Below are 17,648 nucleotides of genomic sequence, written 5' to 3' on the forward strand. Positions count from 1 at the left end.
TTTTATCTTTTTAATTTAATGATGGATTGGTAGATTAGTAAGACCTGCTAATGAACTATTCCACCATAAGAACTATAAACCTTTCCAATGGGAGGTTTATGTACTTATGGTGGTTTTTTTATACCATAAATCAAGAAATATGGGCAAAGAGCGCCCATATTTCTTGATTTACGCATCAGTGGTCGGCAAGTTCCCTTGCGGGTTCTTGCCGACCACTGATACGAGAACCTTTTTCTTTTATTCAGGATGCTAACCCCAAAAAACTAAAAAAGAGCACAGACCAGGGTGACATTAAAAATTAAGTGGTACTTATCTATTAAATTGGGAGGTTTATAGATTGAATGACAAAATGATTCAACTAAACATTAACGGCAAAGAATATGATGCAAAAGAAAATTCAACGATTTTAGAAATAATCAATGAACACGGGATTGCGCATCCGCAAATTTGTTACGTGCCTGAAGTTGATCCGATCCAAACGTGTGACACCTGTATTGTCGAAGTGGACGGAAAATTAGTTCGTTCCTGTTCCACGAAAGCTCGCAGCGGCATGAACGTCGAATTAACATCAGCCCGCGCAAAAGAAGCACAGTATGAAGCGATGGACCGTCTATTGGAAAATCATTTATTATACTGTACGGTTTGTGACAATAACAACGGAAACTGTACATTACATAATACCGCAGAAATGATGGAGATTGAGCATCAATCCATTCCGTATACACCGAAAGTAGACCCGACGGAAGTTGACATGTCCCATCCTTTCTATCGTTATGATCCGAATCAATGTATCGCTTGCGGCCAATGCGTGGAAGTATGTCAAAACCTTCAGGTGAACGAAACATTATCAATTGATTGGGAAGCGGAACGTCCTCGTGTCATCTGGGATGATGGCGTTTCCATTAACAACTCTTCCTGTGTCGGCTGCGGTCAATGTGTCACCGTTTGTCCATGTAATGCATTAATGGAAAAATCCATGCTGGGTGAAGCCGGCTTCATGACAGGCATGAAACAAGATCTTCTCGATCCGATGATTAATCTTGTCAAAGAAGTCGAACCTGGTTACAGCGGCATTTTCGCGATTTCCGAAGTGGAAGCGGCGATGCGGGAAACAAGAACGAAAAAGACAAAAACAGTCTGTACGTTCTGCGGCGTCGGCTGTTCATTTGAAGTGTGGACAAAAGGCCGTAAAATTTTGAAGATACAGCCGACCTCTAAAGCGCCGGTCAACGCGATTTCAACATGCGTAAAAGGAAAATTCGGCTGGGATTTCGTCAACAGCGATGAACGCATTACAACACCGTTGATCCGTAAAGGCGATACGTTTGTTGAAGCAACCTGGGATGAAGCATTAGATCTTGTTGCCAGCAAATTAGGTGCCATTAAAGAGCAGTATGGAAGCAATGCGCTCGGCTTTATTTCTTCTTCTAAAATGACAAACGAAGAAAACTACTTGATGCAAAAGATGGCCCGCCAAGTATTTGAAACAAATAACGTGGATAACTGCTCCCGTTATTGCCAATCACCAGCTTCATGGGGATTGCAGCAAACAGGAGGAATCGGCGGCGACTCCGGAACCATTAAAGACATCGCTTCTGCCGGTCTCGTCATTTTAGTCGGCTGTGCCCCTGCGGAAGGACATCCGGTTTTAGCAACACGCATTAAGCGTGCACATAAATTGCACGGCCAAAAATTAATTACAGTCGATTTGCGCCGACATGAAATGGCGGACCGCGCGGACTTATTTATCCGTCCAAAACAAGGAACGGATTATGTATGGCTGGCAGCTGTTGCGAAATACATGATTGACCAAGACTGGCATGACAAGAAGTTCATTGAGGAAAAAGTGAATTTCTTCGATGAGTACGTCAAAATCCTTGAACGATATACACTAGAATTTGCAGAAAAAGAAACAGGTATTAAAAAAGAAACATTAATTCAAGTAGCCGAAATGATCCGTGATGCAGACGGCACAGCCATCTGCTGGGGGATGGGTGTTACACAAAACAATGCCGGTTCTTATACATCTGCTGCTATCGCCAACTTGCTTCTTATTACTGGAAACATGGCTCGCCCTGGTGCAGGTGCTTTCCCATTACGCGGACATAATAATGTACAAGGTGCTTCTGACATGGGAACAATGCCAAACATTTTCCCTGGTTACCAGCAAGTGGCCAATGATGAAGTTCGTGCGAAGTTTGAAAAAGCATATGGTGTGAAAATTTCCGAAAAGTCCGGTCTCGACAACATTGAAATGCTGGCGGCCATTGACCGCGGCGAACTAAAAGGCATGTATATTGCCGGAGAGGAAATGGCATGGGTGGATGCTGATTCCAACCATACGCAGGAGATGCTTGCAAAACTCGACTTCTTAGTGGTACAGGAAATTTTCTTTACTACTACTTCCCAATTTGCGGATGTTATTTTACCTGGTGCGCCTTCATTGGAGAAAGATGGTACATTCACGAATACTGAACGTCGTGTGCAGCGTTTATATAAAGCTTTAGATCCGCTTGGCGACAGCAAACCGGACTGGCAGATTTTTATAGAAGTTGCTAAACGTTTCGGCTATGAATGGAACTACACGCATCCAAGCGAAATCTTTACGGAAATGTCGAGCCTGACACCATTCTTCAGCCAATGTAATTACGACGTATTAGAAGGATGGAACAGCTTTAACTGGGGGTCGCCAGATGGAACAAACACACCGGTCTTGTTCTTGGACGGCTTTAACTTCCCGGATAAAAAAGCACGCTTGGCCCTGTTTGAATATGTTCCGCCGGTAAAATACCCGGCTGAATTTGATTTAACGCTCAACAACGGACGTTTACTTGAACAGTTCCACGAAGGAAACATGACCACAAAATCCGATGGAATCAATAAAAAGCTCCCTCAAGTATTTGTGGAAGTTTCACCGGAATTAGCGCGTGAACGCGGTGTGAAAAACGGTTCCCTTGTCCGTCTTGCATCTCCATACGGCTCCATTAAACTCAGTGTATTAGTAACGGATCGGGTTCGTGGAAAAGAAATTTATGTACCAATGCACTCCACGAGCCATGAAACAGCGGTCAACCTGCTCACAGGGAATGGCTTTGATATTGTGACACATACACCTGCCTATAAACAAACAAAAGTACGGATGGAAGTCATTCGCGAAGACGGTGCCGTGCCACTGCCAATGACAAGCCCAAGGAACAAAAAGCGCCATCCTCAAAACGGCGTTGAAGTTGAACGCAAGTGGAACCGTCCGGGATATGTTCACTTGACAGACCAAGTTTAAGGAGGAGAGGAAAATGGCAAAACCGATTACAACGATTCAAAAGCGGATACTGACAGAAGAAGAAATGAAACAGCAAAAGCTGGAAGAGTTAAAGGCTCTTCTGGCTGACAACGATGAAGCATTGAATCAAACGCTGGAAATCGTTCGTGAACTTCATAAAAGCGGAATGCTTGAAGCGGCAAGCTCCATGCTCCAGGCAAAAGACAAGATCGCCAAAATTGCAGTCGGCCAAGTGTCCCGTGAACCCATCACCAACTTAATCAACACTGTCATGGGAGCAACCGGCGCCCTTACAACCGTTGACCCTGAAGTCACGACAAAACTCGTCAACAGCGTCGTCAGCGGCATGAATGAGGCGAACGAACAGGCTCAAAACCCAAAACCAATCGGCATGTTCGATTTGTTCAAAGCATTGAAAGACCCTGACATTAACCGTGCCATCGGGTTCGGAATGCACTTTTTAAAAGGTATGGGGAAAGGCTTGAAATAAAAAACATCCTGTACCAACTTTTTAAGATTTATGAATAGCTTTACCATCACCGTTCCCCTTCTATGGTTCATGAAGTAATAGAAAGGGTGAACGGTGGTTTCTTTTACTGGAGGTCTTCTCCATTATAGAGAAATCTATCATAATTACTACCCTAAGATTTGATGATTAAAACTTTAATGATTGATCAAACGGAAAGCGAGTGTTATCATGCTGACAAACGAACAGGTGCTAGAAGCGCTTAAACCGGTACAAGACCCTGAGCTTCATAAAAGCATTGTAGAGCTAAATATGGTAAGAAATATTCAAATACTTGATGGCAGCCACATTATGCTGGAAGTCCTCTTGACGATTCAAGGATGCCCGTTAAAAGCGAAAATCCAGCAGGATATTGAAGAGACACTGCGAAAACTCGGTGCTGCCTCCGTTTCGCTCAAATTTGGAGCAATGTCAAAAGAAGAGCTTGCCGCACTGACGCAATCCTTGAAAAAAGAAGCGACGACCGACAGCGGCATGCCAAAAATGCTGCGCCCTGACTCTGGTGTAACCTTCATCGCCGTCACGAGCGGTAAAGGCGGGGTCGGCAAATCAACGGTCACCATCAACCTGGCGGCGGCGTTGGCCCGTTCCGGGAAAAAAGTCGGCATACTGGATGCAGACATCTACGGTTTCAGCATTCCTGCGATGATGAATATTCAGCAAAAACCGACGATGATTGATCAAACGGCCATTCCCGTTGAAAGCCACGGGGTGAAAGTTATGTCCATGGGCTTCTTTTCCCCTGATAACAATCCGGTCATGTGGCGCGGACCGATGCTCAACAAGTGGATTCGTAACTTTTTGGTGAATACACATTGGGGAGAACTCGATTACCTTCTTCTCGATTTACCGCCCGGCACTGGAGATGTTGCAATTGATGTCGCAGCCATGATTCCACAGGCAAAAGAAATCATCGTCACCACTCCTCACACCGTCGCCTCATTTGTTGCTTCAAGAGCCGGCGCGATGGCTGTGCATACAAAGCACGAGATTTTAGGGGTTGTCGAGAATATGGCCTATTACGAGGATAAAGACGGCACGAAAAAGTATTTATTCGGCCAAGGTGGCGGAGACGCGTTAGCAGAGCAGTTAAATATAACTGTGCTTGCTCAAATCCCCTTTGCACAGCCTGAAGAAAATACAGGATCGTCTGTTTACGATGAAGAGTGGCTGATCGGCGAAGCATTTACAAACCTTGCGGAAGATATTATTTTTAGCGTAGAAAAAATGAATAAACAAGTATAAAAGCATATCTGTTCATTCTTCTCAAAGGTTTAGAAAATTCGGCATGGCTGTTCTTTAGTCATGCCGAATTTTCTAAACCTTATTTTAATACCTTCTATACATCCCTACCGATTTTGGTTGTGTATAGTCAAAGCCGAACTGTTTATATAATTTGTCTGCCGGAACATCCGCGAGTAGACTGACATAAGCCCCTTCAGGTGCATGATCATTTAAATAAGCCGTCAGCTCCGACATGATAACTTTTCCTAATCCCCTTCCCTGATATCCCGGTTCGACGGCGATATCGACGATTTGATAGAAACAGCCGCCATCACCGATGATTCTCCCCATCCCGATCAACTGGGAAGACGTTCGTAAAGTCACGGCAAAAATGGAGTTTTCCATTCCTTTTTCAGCTGCCTGTAAGCTTTTCGGACTTAGCCCTGCAGCCACTCGCAAATGAACATACTCTTCCGCTGTCGGTGCTTTATGTAAAACGTCATATTGTACATTCATATTCCTGCCCCCTTATCTTTATGAAATGGAAAGGCAGCCCTTTTCCTTATCAAGTCCAGGCCGCCTTTCGGCTATGTTATTTAATAGAGACATAAATCTCTACAATCGCATTTTCGGGGTCGATGCTCCTCTCATCATACAGTTCAAAATCTGCTTTATAGGCCCGTTTGATGTTTGATTGTCGGAACCATTCCCACACAGATGCCCATGCTTTAGGAACAACTTCGGCAACATGCCCTTTTTCCGATGGAAACACTGCGTATTTAGAGGCTGGAAGCGTTGTATGAATCAAACTTGAGGGCACACCTTCCTCTGAATACACTTCTGAGCCAATCATCATCGTGTATGTTCCGTTTACATCCGTTTCATAATTCGTATAAACACCAAGTATGTATCCATTCTTTTTGTTTGGAATGCTGTTTCCTACTTGCCGGCTATAAAATTCACCCCATAACTTCGGAATGTTTCCTTCCCTGCTCGCTTCTAATTGATTGCTCGTTCGACACCCGATTCCTATTACTTTTTTCTCTTCTAAGTAGGTGAAGTTAGGATCCATCCATCTCTCTCCTCAAAATATCGTAATATATTAAACTTTGACGGACTTTACAAATATACTGTTTTTCCTTCTTACTAATCAAAAAGCTCCTTAATATCATCATAAAACAAACGTATGTTCTATTCAAGAAAAAAATGGAATTTTCCTCTTTTTTCTTTTGACAGAGAGTAAAAGTTCCTATTCATCTTAACACATTCAACAACTTCAAAACGCCATTTACTTCCTTCTTGTCCGCTCCACTTGCAGGTATCCTTAAGGAGTCTGAACAGGGGGGATTTTGTTATTTTTTGTAAAGCACATCTATTATACGCTTCATGAATCATTCATAGAAGAAGTGTTATTCAATAACACCCGATTCTGTTACATCCACTTTTACCTTCACTTTAATGGGGATATCAGGATATATCTCCTCCCACTTCTTTTTGTCCCAGGTTCTCGTTCGGGTTCTAATTTGCTCCCCGATTCCAAGAGGATCGATACCGAACTTCTGAAATTCTTTCATCATCTCATTGGCCTTGCCTTCGATTTTTTCTGTCATTTTCCTTTCAATTTTTTGCAGGATTTTTTTATCGACCCGTTCACCCGAAAACTCTCTTAAAATGGCATCTATTTTCACATGTATCGTAATGTCCGGGTTTGTTGCAGGTTTCGAAATCTTGTAATCCCTTTTAGCAGAAATATTGTAGACAGAGGCATACTCTTCCTTTTCCTCACTAAGATTTATATTAAAAGAAGCCTCGTTCGAAAATTTCTCCAGCATGGTCTTAAACACAAAAGCGGCTTCGCTTTCAAGTTGATCGACATATTTATCTTTGTCAAATAACGCAATCCCTTTTATATTGACTTTTCCACCTTTTGCTTCTAACAATGGTAAAAAGGGATCCGCTCCCTCCGAATAATACGCATGAAGAAATTCATGTAAATTGGTTTCTGGCAGCATTCCGTGTTTAATATTTTGATCGATTAAATTGGATAAATAGATTCCATTATCGAGGTTTCCATATTGTTTCATCAGCAGCTCTTTCGTACTTCCTTCTACAACCGCCAAATAAAGGTTGGACCCGATTGCCGGATCACGCTGGAGTGTATCCAGAATTTGAATCAAGCCTTCTTTCGCTAACTCCTTGCTGTAGAGTGTGATTTCCAGCTTTCCGCTTACAAAAGGCTTGTCGGACTGTCGATCAATTTTCTCTCTCACCTCTTTGCTTAACTGTGAAACGGCTATGAAAGTTTCATTTTTTACCGTTTTATCCGGTTGATAACTAGGGGTTACCACTGTAGCTTTAATCGTATTCTTATCAACCGCATCATATCCGACCGCTGTTGTGATTTGCACATCGTCCAATATCTTTTTTTCGATGTTCATACATCCTGATAAGACCATCAGTGCCAGCAACCATCCGAATTTAGTTATGTTCATGTCTTTTTTTCCTTACCCATGATCTCATGCTCCATAGTGCCAAAAGGAACGGTATATAAAAGAAATTCAAAATTAACCCCACCTTGGACATCCAGTCCGTCACAAGATTGATGGAATCTCTTCCTCGAATCGTTACACATAGGATGTATGATAAAAGAAGAACGATGATCAACACTTTGTCAGGTTTTATCGTAAACAATCCCGTTACCCCCTTTACGGCTGCCCAAGTGAACAGGCAAATATTAGGAAGGATGACAAGAATCCATGAGGTAATACCAATATATTCAAATCGCTCGACAAACGGCATTTCTACAATTTTCCACATAGTCAGCGTCGCCCATACTTGTCTGCCTAGTTGCTGCTCGCTGTAATAGGCAGTCGTAATGACCATTAAACTCGTATACATGCCAACTGTTAAAAGGTGTCCAAGTTGTGCCCATTTTTGCGAACTTCGCGGATGTTTAAGAAAGGGATAGTACATCAATAAAGTGGAAAAACCTAAATAACTAAACGACATATCCTTTGACGCAATGGCCATATCTTGAAAAGAATGGTTCCAAATAGGCAGTAAATGCCGGAATTCCGTATGTTCAAGCGGGAACAGAAACGTCAACACTAAATAAAACGGAATGACCACTCCTAAGAAACAAATTCCCGCCACCACCCGAAATCCGGCCGACACCCCGTAATAGACTAGCAACAGAAAAATCAGGCAGAACATATAAAGATTGATTTTGGGAAACATCCATACTTGAACAATTTCCATATAATTTCTTAATGTAATGACACTCATCATCATCCAATAGAAAATCCAAATAAAACTAAGCATTCCTCCGAACCACTTCCCGAATAGATTTTGATGAATGCCCATTAAATCCTTATTTGCGTTATCCAGTAATTTATACATAATCCAAATGGCAAAGTTCACGGCTGCTCCCGCTGCGATGACAGCCATCCAACTATCATTTCCGGCCGATTTTGCGATAATCCGCTGATATCCTAACACTCCCACTCCGATTTGAATGGAATGAATCAAAAAGAACACAAGAAATGGCGATATTTGAACATTTTTATTTTCCATTTTGCAATCCTTCTCTCCTTTTTGACCCATCCTCTATTCTTTGTTATCATGCCTTTCCTTCGCTTTATCCTCATTAAACCTCATCGTGTCCTCAGTTTGCAGCTGGATGGGACGCTTTGCCTGAAACGAAATCGGGAGTCTAATGATGGCATCTTTTAAATCTGTCAGTCTTGGAGGATATAAAGGTTCAAGAAACGGCCGGCCTAATGACGTTAAGCGCAATAAATGAATAAGAAGAAAACAAAAACAAATTGCCACTCCGAGTAATCCGATATAATGGGCAAGCAACAGAAACGGGAACCGAATTAAACGAATCGTATTGCCCATCTGGTATACGGGTGTCGTAAAAGAGGCAAGAGCGGCAAGAGCCACGATAATCAACAATACGTTACTCGTCAATCCCGCTTCTACCGACGCGGTTCCAATCACAATCCCTCCAACGATACCAATCGTCTGACCGACCTTTGTCGGAAGTCTCGCCCCTGCTTCTCGCAGCAGCTCAATGGCCAATTCCAACACTAAAGCCTCAAGAATCGGCGGGAGCGGAATTACGCTTCGGGAAATGACAAGAGCGCTTACCAAGTCTTTTGGAATCAATTCATAATGATAAGTAAGAACCGCCACATAAAGCGGGGTCACCAAGATTGAAAATAACACTGCAAAGAATCGGACAATCCGGAAGAAGGAGGCCACAATCCAATTTAAGAAATAATCCTCAAAAGCCGAAAAAAATTCCACCAAGTTAGTAGGACCTATAAGACCGTGCGGTGCACCATCTACGAGCAGCGCGACTTTCCCCTCGGCCAATGCCGCTGCAATTCGATCCGGCCTTTCTGTATCAATCAATTGCGGGAAGGGAGAATTATGATTGTCTTGTATCAATTGGGTGATATAAGAACTATCGTTCACCTGGTCGATGTCCAAATCTTTTATTCTTTGGGTCAGTGTATTGATATTTTCCTTGTTTGTAATTCCTTCAATATAGAGAATCGACACTCTTGTTTTGGAAAGTTTCCCTACGATAACATCGTTTACAATCAATTCGGGCAGCGGAAGCCTTTTTCGAATCAAATTTAAATTTGTATCAAGCGATTCAACAAATGATTCTTTTGGTCCGACGACACTGAATTCTACTTCGGGGGCCGCCACTTGTCTCGTTCTTTCCACACTGGCTTTCAAAAGCAGCGTTTTCCCCTCTTCATTTTTATTAAAGATCATGATAAAACCAGCCAACAATCTATCCTGCACTTGAGAAACTTCACTTGTCATAACCAAATCTTCTACCGGTAAAACAGGAGGTAATTGCGCAATGGAATCCACCTGTGATCGATGGATATACGGAAAGACATCCCGATGTAAAATTTCGACATCAATTAACGAGGTATAGTAACCGACATAAAATAAGTGCTTATCTGTCCACAAGTCAAAAATCGTAAAATCACTGGATTGCTGCAGCTGTGCCAGCAGATTTTCTAATGTTTGATCTTTTTCTACATCGACACTCTTTCCTTTCAGCCGCTTTCTCATGAAAAACCACCTTAACCGATTACTAAAATAATAGATTATTCCCATTATGGACGGATTAAGAGAAGCACAAACAATAAAAATCAGATGAACGAGAAGAATTATGTCGATTTTTGGTTTATTTCGCATTTTTTAGTATGAATAATATAAAAAATGAAACATAGACGTTTCTCCATGTTCCATTCTTTAGACGGATTCAATTTTTCAATCGGCGGTAAAATCTATATACATGCCTCGTCACATCCAGCACCCAGTACGGCACCCGAATATTGAATTTATAAAAGAACGGCAAATAAAGGCGGTAATAGGCAGTCACCAAGTCCTTCCATTTTCGGTCTCTGCCCGGTTTGTGAAAGTCTGAGACATCAACGACATAGCCTCGCCCCTCACTCATCATGACATTCTTTCCATGCACATCCATTGGATTGAGCCCTCTTTTTTTCGCATAATCAAGCGCTATATTAATGTCTTCAATTACGCTTTTTGGGATCAGGACACCTTTGTTTACAGCCTCATACAATGTCAAGCCGTGCAGCCGTTTTAAAATCAAATAAGTAGAACCGCTCGCAATCAGTTCGGAATAGGCCGGATGATCCCCTAGCTTCCTGTACACACGGGTTTCTTTTTCAACACTTTCATAATCATGGGCGTACACTTTCACCACCCACTTCTCGTATTCCTTATGGACGAATACTGCAGCATAGTTTCCCCTTCCAATGCATTCCCAATCATCCGGGATATTACCTACTACGACGGGATTGTGTAAAGCGGGAGCATGCAGCTCCAGACTTGGCAACAGTTGTTGTTCGACTAGCTGAATCAATCGTTCTCGCATGTAACCATCCTTACCATTGTGATGATTTTAGTTTAATGGATAACTATACGCTTGATAAGCATTACTTTCATTTTCAAAGTATGTAATTTTTTTGAAAAGTCTGTTATGATGAAGAAAGTTTCCATCAGCAGGGAATATCCTTCAGCCCTACTGATGGTTAGGTAGGCCCGCATGATACGGGTTACACAGACGCTGTTGCAGGGTGCGGCGGTATTAGTCTGTGTTCCTTTTATGGAGTTTTTGAACAACCTCTAAGAGGAGAAATGGAATGAATAAAAATTGGATAAAAAATTAGCCTATCTCTATATCATTATAGGAGCATCTTTCTGGGGAATTATCGGCGTTTTTGTCACACGGCTTTATGAACTGGGCTTTACACCCACACAAGTCGTCTCCATACGCGCTTTAGCCGCCGCTTTTTTTCTTATAGTATATGCAAGTTATAAAAACCGGAAACTATTGCAAATCAATGCATCGGATAGTAAATACTTTATCGGGACCGGTATTGTCAGTATTGTATTTTTTAATTTGTGCATGTTTAACGCGATTCAAGAAACCTCCGTTTCCATTGCAGCCATTCTTCTATATACAGCTCCGGCCTTTGTGACTATTTTTTCGAGAATATGGTTTCACGAATCGCTAACGCCGCGCAAAATTTCAGCCCTATTGATAACATTTGTCGGCTGCTCCTTTGTAATCGGCATTTTTCCGAATACAAGCGACTCTATTTCCCTATACGGATTCGTCCTCGGACTTGGTTCCGGTTTTTTCTATGCGCTTTACAGCATTTTCGGGAAATTCGCACTCAAAAAATACGACTCTTTAACCGTTACGGTTTACACGTTTATTTTTGCAGCGGTTGCCATCACGCCCTTCAGCGGATTAACGTCGGTCTTACCTTTATTCGCAAACACGGAAGTATGGCTGTATATTTTAGGTCTCGGCTTCCTTTCAACAATGCTGGCTTACATCTTGTATACAAAAGGGTTAACGGCAGTAGAATCAAGCCGGGCATCTATCATTGCCACAGTCGAACCCGTCATTGCCGCTCTATCAAGCTTTCTCCTTTTTCATGAAACGTTAAACAGCTGGCAATATCTTGGCATCATCATGGTGATTGCAGCTGTCATCATCGTTCAGGAACCAACCAATAAAAACCTGAGGAATACGTTGGTTTCCAACCAATCCAACTAAATGAACAAAACGTTACCGCAGCTGCGGTAACGTTTTTGTCTTTCTTATTCAACCAACATGTTTCGTAAATCTTTTGTTGTCTTCTCTTCTATGCCGCACGTTCGTATAAGGTAACTCTCGATCGAACCATATTGTTCTAAAATATAGTCGAGCACATCCTCCAAATATTCACGCCTTACGACCAGCATCGGCTTTATACGCTCAGGCGAAACTTGCCATAAACTCATGAAGCGAATAAACCGTTCGATTTTTTTCATTCTTGGCTTTATTAAATCATCGGACATTAGGTATTGTTCAATCACTGTTTCACGGGGCACACCTACCGATATCCCGAAAATTGTATAATTTATCAAACTGGAATTGCTTCCTTACCTCTAATGCAACGTTCATGTTCTATTCCTTTCGAGCACTAAATGCTGCCTTTTTTATGCTATGTGGAATATTCCTCCACGAATACTTTTCCAAGCCATGATTTAAATTGATCTTTTCCCATCATTCATCCCGCCTTTCTTATTGATTTTTGATGCTGCACAAAACAGCCCTTTCACATGATATCATGAAGATGCTGTAGCACCCTACTAAATTTATACATTTTTTCCAATTAATTATCGCCCTTTTATCATTTTACCATGTACTCGGATCTATAATAGAAAATGAAGTACATATTCATGTTTTCTTGCCGAAACTCGTATTCAAATGAAGCTTTTCCATAAGTCCTAATTCCATCGCAAAAAAATGGTTTTTCTGAAAGGACCCGTCACTGAATTCCTTGATTTAATTTAATTTTCATGACGGATCCTTTCAGGAGGATGATTCACAAGGATATTTTTATCCTTGTGAATCATCCTCTTTATTTCTATTTTCTGTCATAATAAGGTATAATAACTTGTTAAATTATTAGTATTAGAAGGAGATTAATATATGAAAAGTAGAACTTCTGTCATGATAAGCATTGTTCTTGCGATGTTGGTGGCATCCATCGATACAACAATCATGAATACGACGATGCCCATCATCGCAAAAGAGTTAGGACGCTTTGATTTGTATGCCTGGTCATTTGCATCATATATGATCGCAACGACCATCCTCTCACCCGTGGCCGGCAGACTGTCCGACCTATTTGGGAGGAAAAGAGTATTCGGTTTCGGAATCATTTTATTTCTAATTGGTTCGCTTCTTTGCGGGATATCAGCAAGTATGGTTCAATTGGTCATCTTCCGTGCAATTCAAGGGATAGGAGCAGGGTTTATGATGCCGTTCCCTGCGATTATTGCAGGGGATCTCTTCCCGGTTGAGAAAAGAGGAAAAATCCAGGCCTTATTTACGGCAATGTGGGGACTTTCAGCCATCCTCGCTCCTTTACTCGGGGCCTTCTTCGTCGAGTATATGACATGGAGATGGATTTTCTTTGTCAATTTACCGGTTTGTTTAATCGCTCTTTTAACCCTTTTACCGTATAAAGAAAATTATCAGCCGAAAAAAGCGAGCGTAGATTATATCGGAGCTGCTCTATTCGCTGTGGGGGTCACGTTCCTTCTCTTAGTGACAGTCGTTGAAGAGAATAGAGCTCTTTATACTGTCATTGGAGCAGCCTTGATGGTTGTTTTCTATTTTTTCGAGAAAAAACAGGTGTCGCCCATCGTCCCGCTTTCCATGTTTAAAAACAAGACGATTTCATGGATCAATATCAACACATTTATCGGTACCCTTGCTTTATTCGGGACATCCAGTTATATTCCATTATTCTTGCAAAACATAGCAGGACTCTCGCTGTTTATGAGCGGCGCCGCTCTTCTTGGAGTGGCCATCGGATGGATGATCGTGTCTGTGCCTGCAGGTAAATGGATCCTGAAATACGGATATCGCCTATTGTTGATGATTGGAAATGCTTTATTATTCTTGTCCGGTGTTTTATTGGTGCTATTGAATGAACATCATGGCTTCGGATATGTATTTGTTGTGATGATCGTTCAAGGTTTGGCTTACGGACTGCTGTCCACAGTTGGATTGATTGGTGTCCAGCAGCTGGTAGGAGGACATGAAAAAGGAATTTCCACTTCGTTCTTCATGTTTTGCCGCAACATGGGTACGGCCATCGGGGTAACGATTATGGGAGCCCTACTGACGAGCGGAGCGGATTTTATGCAAGGAATCCATCATCTGTTTCTATTCGGTTTCGTCGGAAGCATTTTCGCGTTACTCACAACATTCCTCATTAAAAATGACACATCTGAGAGCGGAAGTACTGTCACTGCCGGAAGCAAAATAAGCTGACTATGTAAAAGAAAATAAAAACCTTCCTGCTAAGTATGATTACTTAACACTTGCTATATATTTTTATTCTATTTGCGCCTTTCTGTTCTTTCATCTTGAATAAACCCACAAAGGTTCTCATACAAGCAGCCGGGAAGAACCCGCAAGGGAGCTTTCCGGCTGCTTATGCATCAACAACGGACCATGGATGTTCTTTTATCCGTGGTCCGTTATTGATGTGGATTTATGTAGTTTGCAAAACATTCGGTATATACGGTTGTTTTGCGTCTTCTTTTCGGCTGACTTCATCGATTTTGTTGACGAACATTTGAAAGACTTTGCGCTTTTCTTCCAAATCTTTGATTTCTTCCTTCAGTTCATTGTATCGTTCTTCAAATGGCTTATGATAAAGTTCCCGGATATTCTCGATGATTTCGTCATTCACCGTTGACTGAATGACTTGCTTTGTAATCCCATATTTATATGTATACAGCTTCAGATCTTGTTTGACCTTTTCATATTCTTCATCTATCGCGCCTAATAATTCGGAGATTTCTTCTTTCCATTCTTCCAGCGACTTTTTAATATATGACTCCATAACGCTTCCCCCTCTTGCTGATTTCTTTTTCCCCACCTTCACAAACCGTACGCCCCGTACTGATGAAAGTGTCCTTTGCGGAAGGAAAAAGAGCGGATACTCGTTCCCGCCTACATTATACCAACCGATCTTTACAGATGTTTTTCGAGAGGATTACACTGTTTTACAATTGTCTTATTTTTGTCATCGTATTGATATATGGAAATCCTTTCATTTTTTCCTGTAAACGGGGAATGCTAAAACTGCCTGATAGACAGGGAGGTGGAAACATGGAAACACTCTTATTTTTAAGTCCCTTTGCCTTATTCTTTTTGATTTTTCCTTTGGCTTACTTTCAATTAAATACATTGGCCATATCTTGTACTTTGCTTCTCATCGCATGGACCCTCTTCGTTCCCCTGATCGCTCTATGGGTTCATGACAACAAGGAAAAAAGGGAAAAACACGGGAGTTAGGTTACTGCCTAATGCCCGTTTCGATAATTTTAACCTTTACATCAAGATGCACTTCAGCATCGGGATAGGCTTCCTCCCACTTTTCTTCACTCCATCCCCTCGTTTGATGTTTCGCTCTGTTGCCTATCCTTAGCGGGTCGATTCCCTTTTGTTGAAAATCACGAATCATGCTGAGTGCCCGCTTTTTTAGCTGCTCCTCCGTTGCCTTTTCTAGCTCTTTTATCCTTTCTTCCCCAGTGATGCTCATCCCCATCGTTTCTTCCACGAGCCCCTGCAATTTTACATCAATGAAAACGATAGGATGATCATTTCCATGTTTAATGTCATACCTAACCTTAGAAGCAATTGTATCAATTTCCAAATAATCGTCGTCTCGGATTTTCACCTGGTACAAGCCGCTCGGAAAGTTCTCATATAACATCCTAAAAACAAAACAATCCTGAAAACTGACGGAATCGACATATCGATCGCCATCAAACAAAGCAAGCCCCTGAATTTTCACTTTATTGCCTTCTTTTTTTAGGAGAGGCATGAAAGGATCCATCCCTTTTCCATGATAGCTGTAATAAAAATCATGGAAATTGACATGCGGGATATTTTCTCTCATGTTTTGGTCCATTAAATCAATCAGATATTTAGAAACCGTGGAACTTGCCTTATATTTCCCTTCAAGCAGTTTCTTCGTTTCTCCGTCTACTATCGCCAAAAATAGCAGCCTTCCTATTCGTGCATCGCGCCCTAGTGAATCTAAATATGGAAAAATCCCTTTTTCGGCTAATTCATCATGATAAAGAGCCACTTTTAGCTTTCCTAAACGAATGGGCTTTGGCGACTCAGATTGCAGCACTTTTTGAATATCCTTCGTCGTTTGGGAACTTCCTGTAAAGGTCTCCGTCTCCGATTGTGTTCCTCCTTCTCCTGTCCCATAAATCGTTGCAGCGGCCGTTGCTTCGATGGTCTTCTCCCCTTTCTCATCATAACCTACCGCTTCGACCAGCATGATATCCTCTATACTTGAAGAACGCACACAGCCTGTCAACGTCCATATACATACCATTAGAAGAAGCCTTTTCTTCATCTTTGACTCCCCTTTACTTTAAGAACCACCCATTGAATGAGAAAGAGAAACGGAATGTAAGCATAAAAAAAGTAAAAACCGATACGCGCCATGATGCTATTCAATAAATCAATTTGGCCACGGGTAGTAAGAAATCCACAGCCAAGCAGCATCAATAACCCAAGCCCAGCCATTGTAAAACGGGCATTTGCAGAAAATGAGAATAAACGATTAAACCCATAATAGGCGCCCCATGAGCTTAAACAAAGATTAGACAATACGACCGTCACCCAAATGGCTATGCCCACATACTCAAATCGCTCGACAAAAGGCAAATCCACAATTTTCCACAATGTCATCGTAGCCCATATGAGCTTCCCCAACTGTTCCTCACTGTAATAAACAAAAGAGACAACAGCCATAATCAAATAAGTGATGGTACTATAAAGAACCCCGTAGTGAGCCCATCTTTGCGAAGCGGCTGCATGTTTAATAAAAGGATAGTAAAAAAACAGCATCTCAAAGCCTATAAAACTTAATGTCATCGTTTGCGACGCTTTCAACAGCTCTGCCATTGAATGATCCAAAATGGGCAGCAAATTCTCAAAGCGTGCATGTCTTAACGGAAAGTAATTCACTATGAGAAGCGGCAGACCGTAGATGACGCTTAAAAAACAGACGCCTGTGACCACCCGGAACCCCCCTGATACAAAGGCAAAAATGATGACAAGAAAAACCGCGCAAAAAATCCATGTCGATAGCTCCTGAAATACCCAAACTTGCACGACTTCCGTAAAGGTTCTTAAAACTGTAATCGTAAGTACGAGGGAATAAAGCGTGAATAAAAGTGAAAGAGCACCGCCGATCCATTTTCCAAATAGCTGTGCATGGACATCAATCAGATCTCCCTTGCTCTTATCCAATACCTTATAAGATAACCAGACGACAACGTGGACGCCAATTCCAGCAAGAATAACCGATATCCAGCCATCATTCCCGGCATCCGTTGCAATATAGTGTGGAAACCCCAATATCCCCACTCCTATTTGCATCGAATGAACAAGAAAAAATACAAAATACGAAGAGACTTGTTCGTTTTCTTTTATGAAAGACTGCATATGACCTCTTC

General features: G+C 41.8%; 15 protein-coding genes. 5 read left to right on the plus strand and 10 right to left on the minus strand.

What is annotated here, in order from left to right; genetic code table 11:
* Positions 1–349 precede the first annotated feature (349 nt).
* From fdhF to BK575_RS15820, 3 genes are all read left to right on the plus strand, one after another.
* The gene (gene fdhF, locus BK575_RS15810) at positions 350–3,280 is read left to right on the plus strand and encodes a formate dehydrogenase subunit alpha (RefSeq protein WP_407984385.1); all 2,931 of its coding nucleotides are present in this window, start codon (positions 350–352) and stop codon (positions 3,278–3,280) included.
* Between the two features lie 13 nt (positions 3,281–3,293).
* Positions 3,294–3,770 carry a helical membrane plugin domain-containing protein gene (locus BK575_RS15815; RefSeq protein ID WP_078411447.1) on the plus strand — a complete coding sequence of 159 codons (477 nt, stop codon included), beginning with the start codon at positions 3,294–3,296 and terminating at the stop codon, positions 3,768–3,770.
* A 207-nt stretch (positions 3,771–3,977) separates the two neighbouring features.
* Positions 3,978–5,051, plus strand: a complete 1,074-nt coding sequence (locus tag BK575_RS15820; protein ID WP_078411449.1) for a P-loop NTPase — start codon at positions 3,978–3,980, stop codon at positions 5,049–5,051.
* 84 nt (positions 5,052–5,135) lie between these two features.
* Here BK575_RS15820 and BK575_RS15825 read toward each other — a convergent pair whose 3' ends face one another.
* The 6 genes from BK575_RS15825 to BK575_RS15850 form a co-directional block, all read right to left on the minus strand.
* Entirely contained in the window at positions 5,136–5,546 is a 411-nt protein-coding gene (locus BK575_RS15825; RefSeq protein WP_078411451.1) for a GNAT family N-acetyltransferase, read from the minus strand.
* Between the two features lie 76 nt (positions 5,547–5,622).
* Positions 5,623–6,102: a GyrI-like domain-containing protein gene (locus tag BK575_RS15830; protein WP_078411453.1), complete on the minus strand. Its 480-nt coding sequence runs from the start codon at positions 6,100–6,102 to the stop codon at positions 5,623–5,625.
* 337 nt (positions 6,103–6,439) lie between these two features.
* On the minus strand, positions 6,440–7,522 hold the full coding sequence (locus tag BK575_RS15835; RefSeq protein WP_078411455.1) for a Ger(x)C family spore germination protein: 1,083 nt from the start codon (positions 7,520–7,522) through the stop codon (positions 6,440–6,442).
* Positions 7,509–8,603, minus strand: coding sequence for a GerAB/ArcD/ProY family transporter (locus BK575_RS15840; RefSeq protein ID WP_169907843.1), 1,095 nt, complete (start codon positions 8,601–8,603; stop codon positions 7,509–7,511). Before BK575_RS15840 ends, BK575_RS15835 begins: the two co-directional genes overlap by 14 nt.
* 33 nt (positions 8,604–8,636) lie before the next feature.
* Positions 8,637–10,130 carry a spore germination protein gene (locus tag BK575_RS15845; RefSeq protein WP_078411459.1) on the minus strand — a complete coding sequence of 498 codons (1,494 nt, stop codon included), beginning with the start codon at positions 10,128–10,130 and terminating at the stop codon, positions 8,637–8,639.
* A gap of 193 nt (positions 10,131–10,323) precedes the next feature.
* Entirely contained in the window at positions 10,324–10,962 is a 639-nt protein-coding gene (locus BK575_RS15850) for a serine/threonine protein kinase (RefSeq protein WP_078411461.1), read from the minus strand.
* A gap of 279 nt (positions 10,963–11,241) precedes the next feature.
* Here BK575_RS15850 and BK575_RS15855 point away from each other — a divergent pair, with 279 nt between their 5' ends.
* Complete coding sequence (locus BK575_RS15855) at positions 11,242–12,156, plus strand: DMT family transporter (protein ID WP_078411462.1); 915 nt, start codon at positions 11,242–11,244, stop codon at positions 12,154–12,156.
* Positions 12,157–12,200: 44 nt separating this feature from the next.
* On the opposite strand, the gene BK575_RS15860 is transcribed toward BK575_RS15855, so the two are convergent.
* Positions 12,201–12,509 (minus strand): tyrosine-protein phosphatase, encoded by a 309-nt coding sequence (locus BK575_RS15860; protein WP_078411473.1) that lies wholly within the window; start codon positions 12,507–12,509, stop codon positions 12,201–12,203.
* 568 nt (positions 12,510–13,077) lie between these two features.
* Here BK575_RS15860 and BK575_RS15865 point away from each other — a divergent pair.
* Positions 13,078–14,430 carry an MFS transporter gene (locus tag BK575_RS15865; protein WP_078411475.1) on the plus strand — a complete coding sequence of 451 codons (1,353 nt, stop codon included), beginning with the start codon at positions 13,078–13,080 and terminating at the stop codon, positions 14,428–14,430.
* A gap of 223 nt (positions 14,431–14,653) precedes the next feature.
* Here the strand turns inward: BK575_RS15865 and BK575_RS15870 are convergent, their stop codons facing one another.
* From BK575_RS15870 to BK575_RS15885, 3 genes are all read right to left on the minus strand, one after another.
* On the minus strand, positions 14,654–15,007 hold the full coding sequence (locus BK575_RS15870; RefSeq protein WP_078411477.1) for a hypothetical protein: 354 nt from the start codon (positions 15,005–15,007) through the stop codon (positions 14,654–14,656).
* 456 nt (positions 15,008–15,463) lie between these two features.
* Entirely contained in the window at positions 15,464–16,540 is a 1,077-nt protein-coding gene (locus tag BK575_RS15880) for a Ger(x)C family spore germination protein (protein ID WP_078411481.1), read from the minus strand.
* Positions 16,537–17,637: a GerAB/ArcD/ProY family transporter gene (locus BK575_RS15885; RefSeq protein ID WP_078411483.1), complete on the minus strand. Its 1,101-nt coding sequence runs from the start codon at positions 17,635–17,637 to the stop codon at positions 16,537–16,539. The genes BK575_RS15880 and BK575_RS15885 overlap by 4 nt, the downstream gene beginning before the upstream one ends.
* Positions 17,638–17,648 lie beyond the last annotated feature (11 nt).

This window comes from Priestia abyssalis (assembly GCF_002019595.1).
GTDB lineage: Bacteria > Bacillota > Bacilli > Bacillales > Bacillaceae_H > Bacillus_BA > Bacillus_BA abyssalis.

What these genes read in the sequence shown, in the direction of transcription:
- BK575_RS15845 (WP_078411459.1), bottom strand. Translation starts at nt 10,130, where the DNA reads ATGAGAAAGCGGCTGAAAGGAAAGAGTGTCGATGTAGAAAAAGATCAA.
- BK575_RS15820 (WP_078411449.1), top strand. Translation starts at nt 3,978, where the DNA reads ATGCTGACAAACGAACAGGTGCTAGAAGCGCTTAAACCGGTACAAGAC.
- BK575_RS15835 (WP_078411455.1), bottom strand. Translation starts at nt 7,522, where the DNA reads ATGAACATAACTAAATTCGGATGGTTGCTGGCACTGATGGTCTTATCA.
- BK575_RS15830 (WP_078411453.1), bottom strand. Translation starts at nt 6,102, where the DNA reads ATGGATCCTAACTTCACCTACTTAGAAGAGAAAAAAGTAATAGGAATC.
- BK575_RS15870 (WP_078411477.1), bottom strand. Translation starts at nt 15,007, where the DNA reads ATGGAGTCATATATTAAAAAGTCGCTGGAAGAATGGAAAGAAGAAATC.
- BK575_RS15880 (WP_078411481.1), bottom strand. Translation starts at nt 16,540, where the DNA reads ATGAAGAAAAGGCTTCTTCTAATGGTATGTATATGGACGTTGACAGGC.
- BK575_RS15840 (WP_169907843.1), bottom strand. Translation starts at nt 8,603, where the DNA reads ATGGAAAATAAAAATGTTCAAATATCGCCATTTCTTGTGTTCTTTTTG.
- fdhF (WP_407984385.1), top strand. Translation starts at nt 350, where the DNA reads ATGATTCAACTAAACATTAACGGCAAAGAATATGATGCAAAAGAAAAT.
- BK575_RS15825 (WP_078411451.1), bottom strand. Translation starts at nt 5,546, where the DNA reads ATGAATGTACAATATGACGTTTTACATAAAGCACCGACAGCGGAAGAG.
- BK575_RS15885 (WP_078411483.1), bottom strand. Translation starts at nt 17,637, where the DNA reads ATGCAGTCTTTCATAAAAGAAAACGAACAAGTCTCTTCGTATTTTGTA.
- BK575_RS15850 (WP_078411461.1), bottom strand. Translation starts at nt 10,962, where the DNA reads ATGCGAGAACGATTGATTCAGCTAGTCGAACAACAACTGTTGCCAAGT.
- BK575_RS15815 (WP_078411447.1), top strand. Translation starts at nt 3,294, where the DNA reads ATGGCAAAACCGATTACAACGATTCAAAAGCGGATACTGACAGAAGAA.
- BK575_RS15865 (WP_078411475.1), top strand. Translation starts at nt 13,078, where the DNA reads ATGAAAAGTAGAACTTCTGTCATGATAAGCATTGTTCTTGCGATGTTG.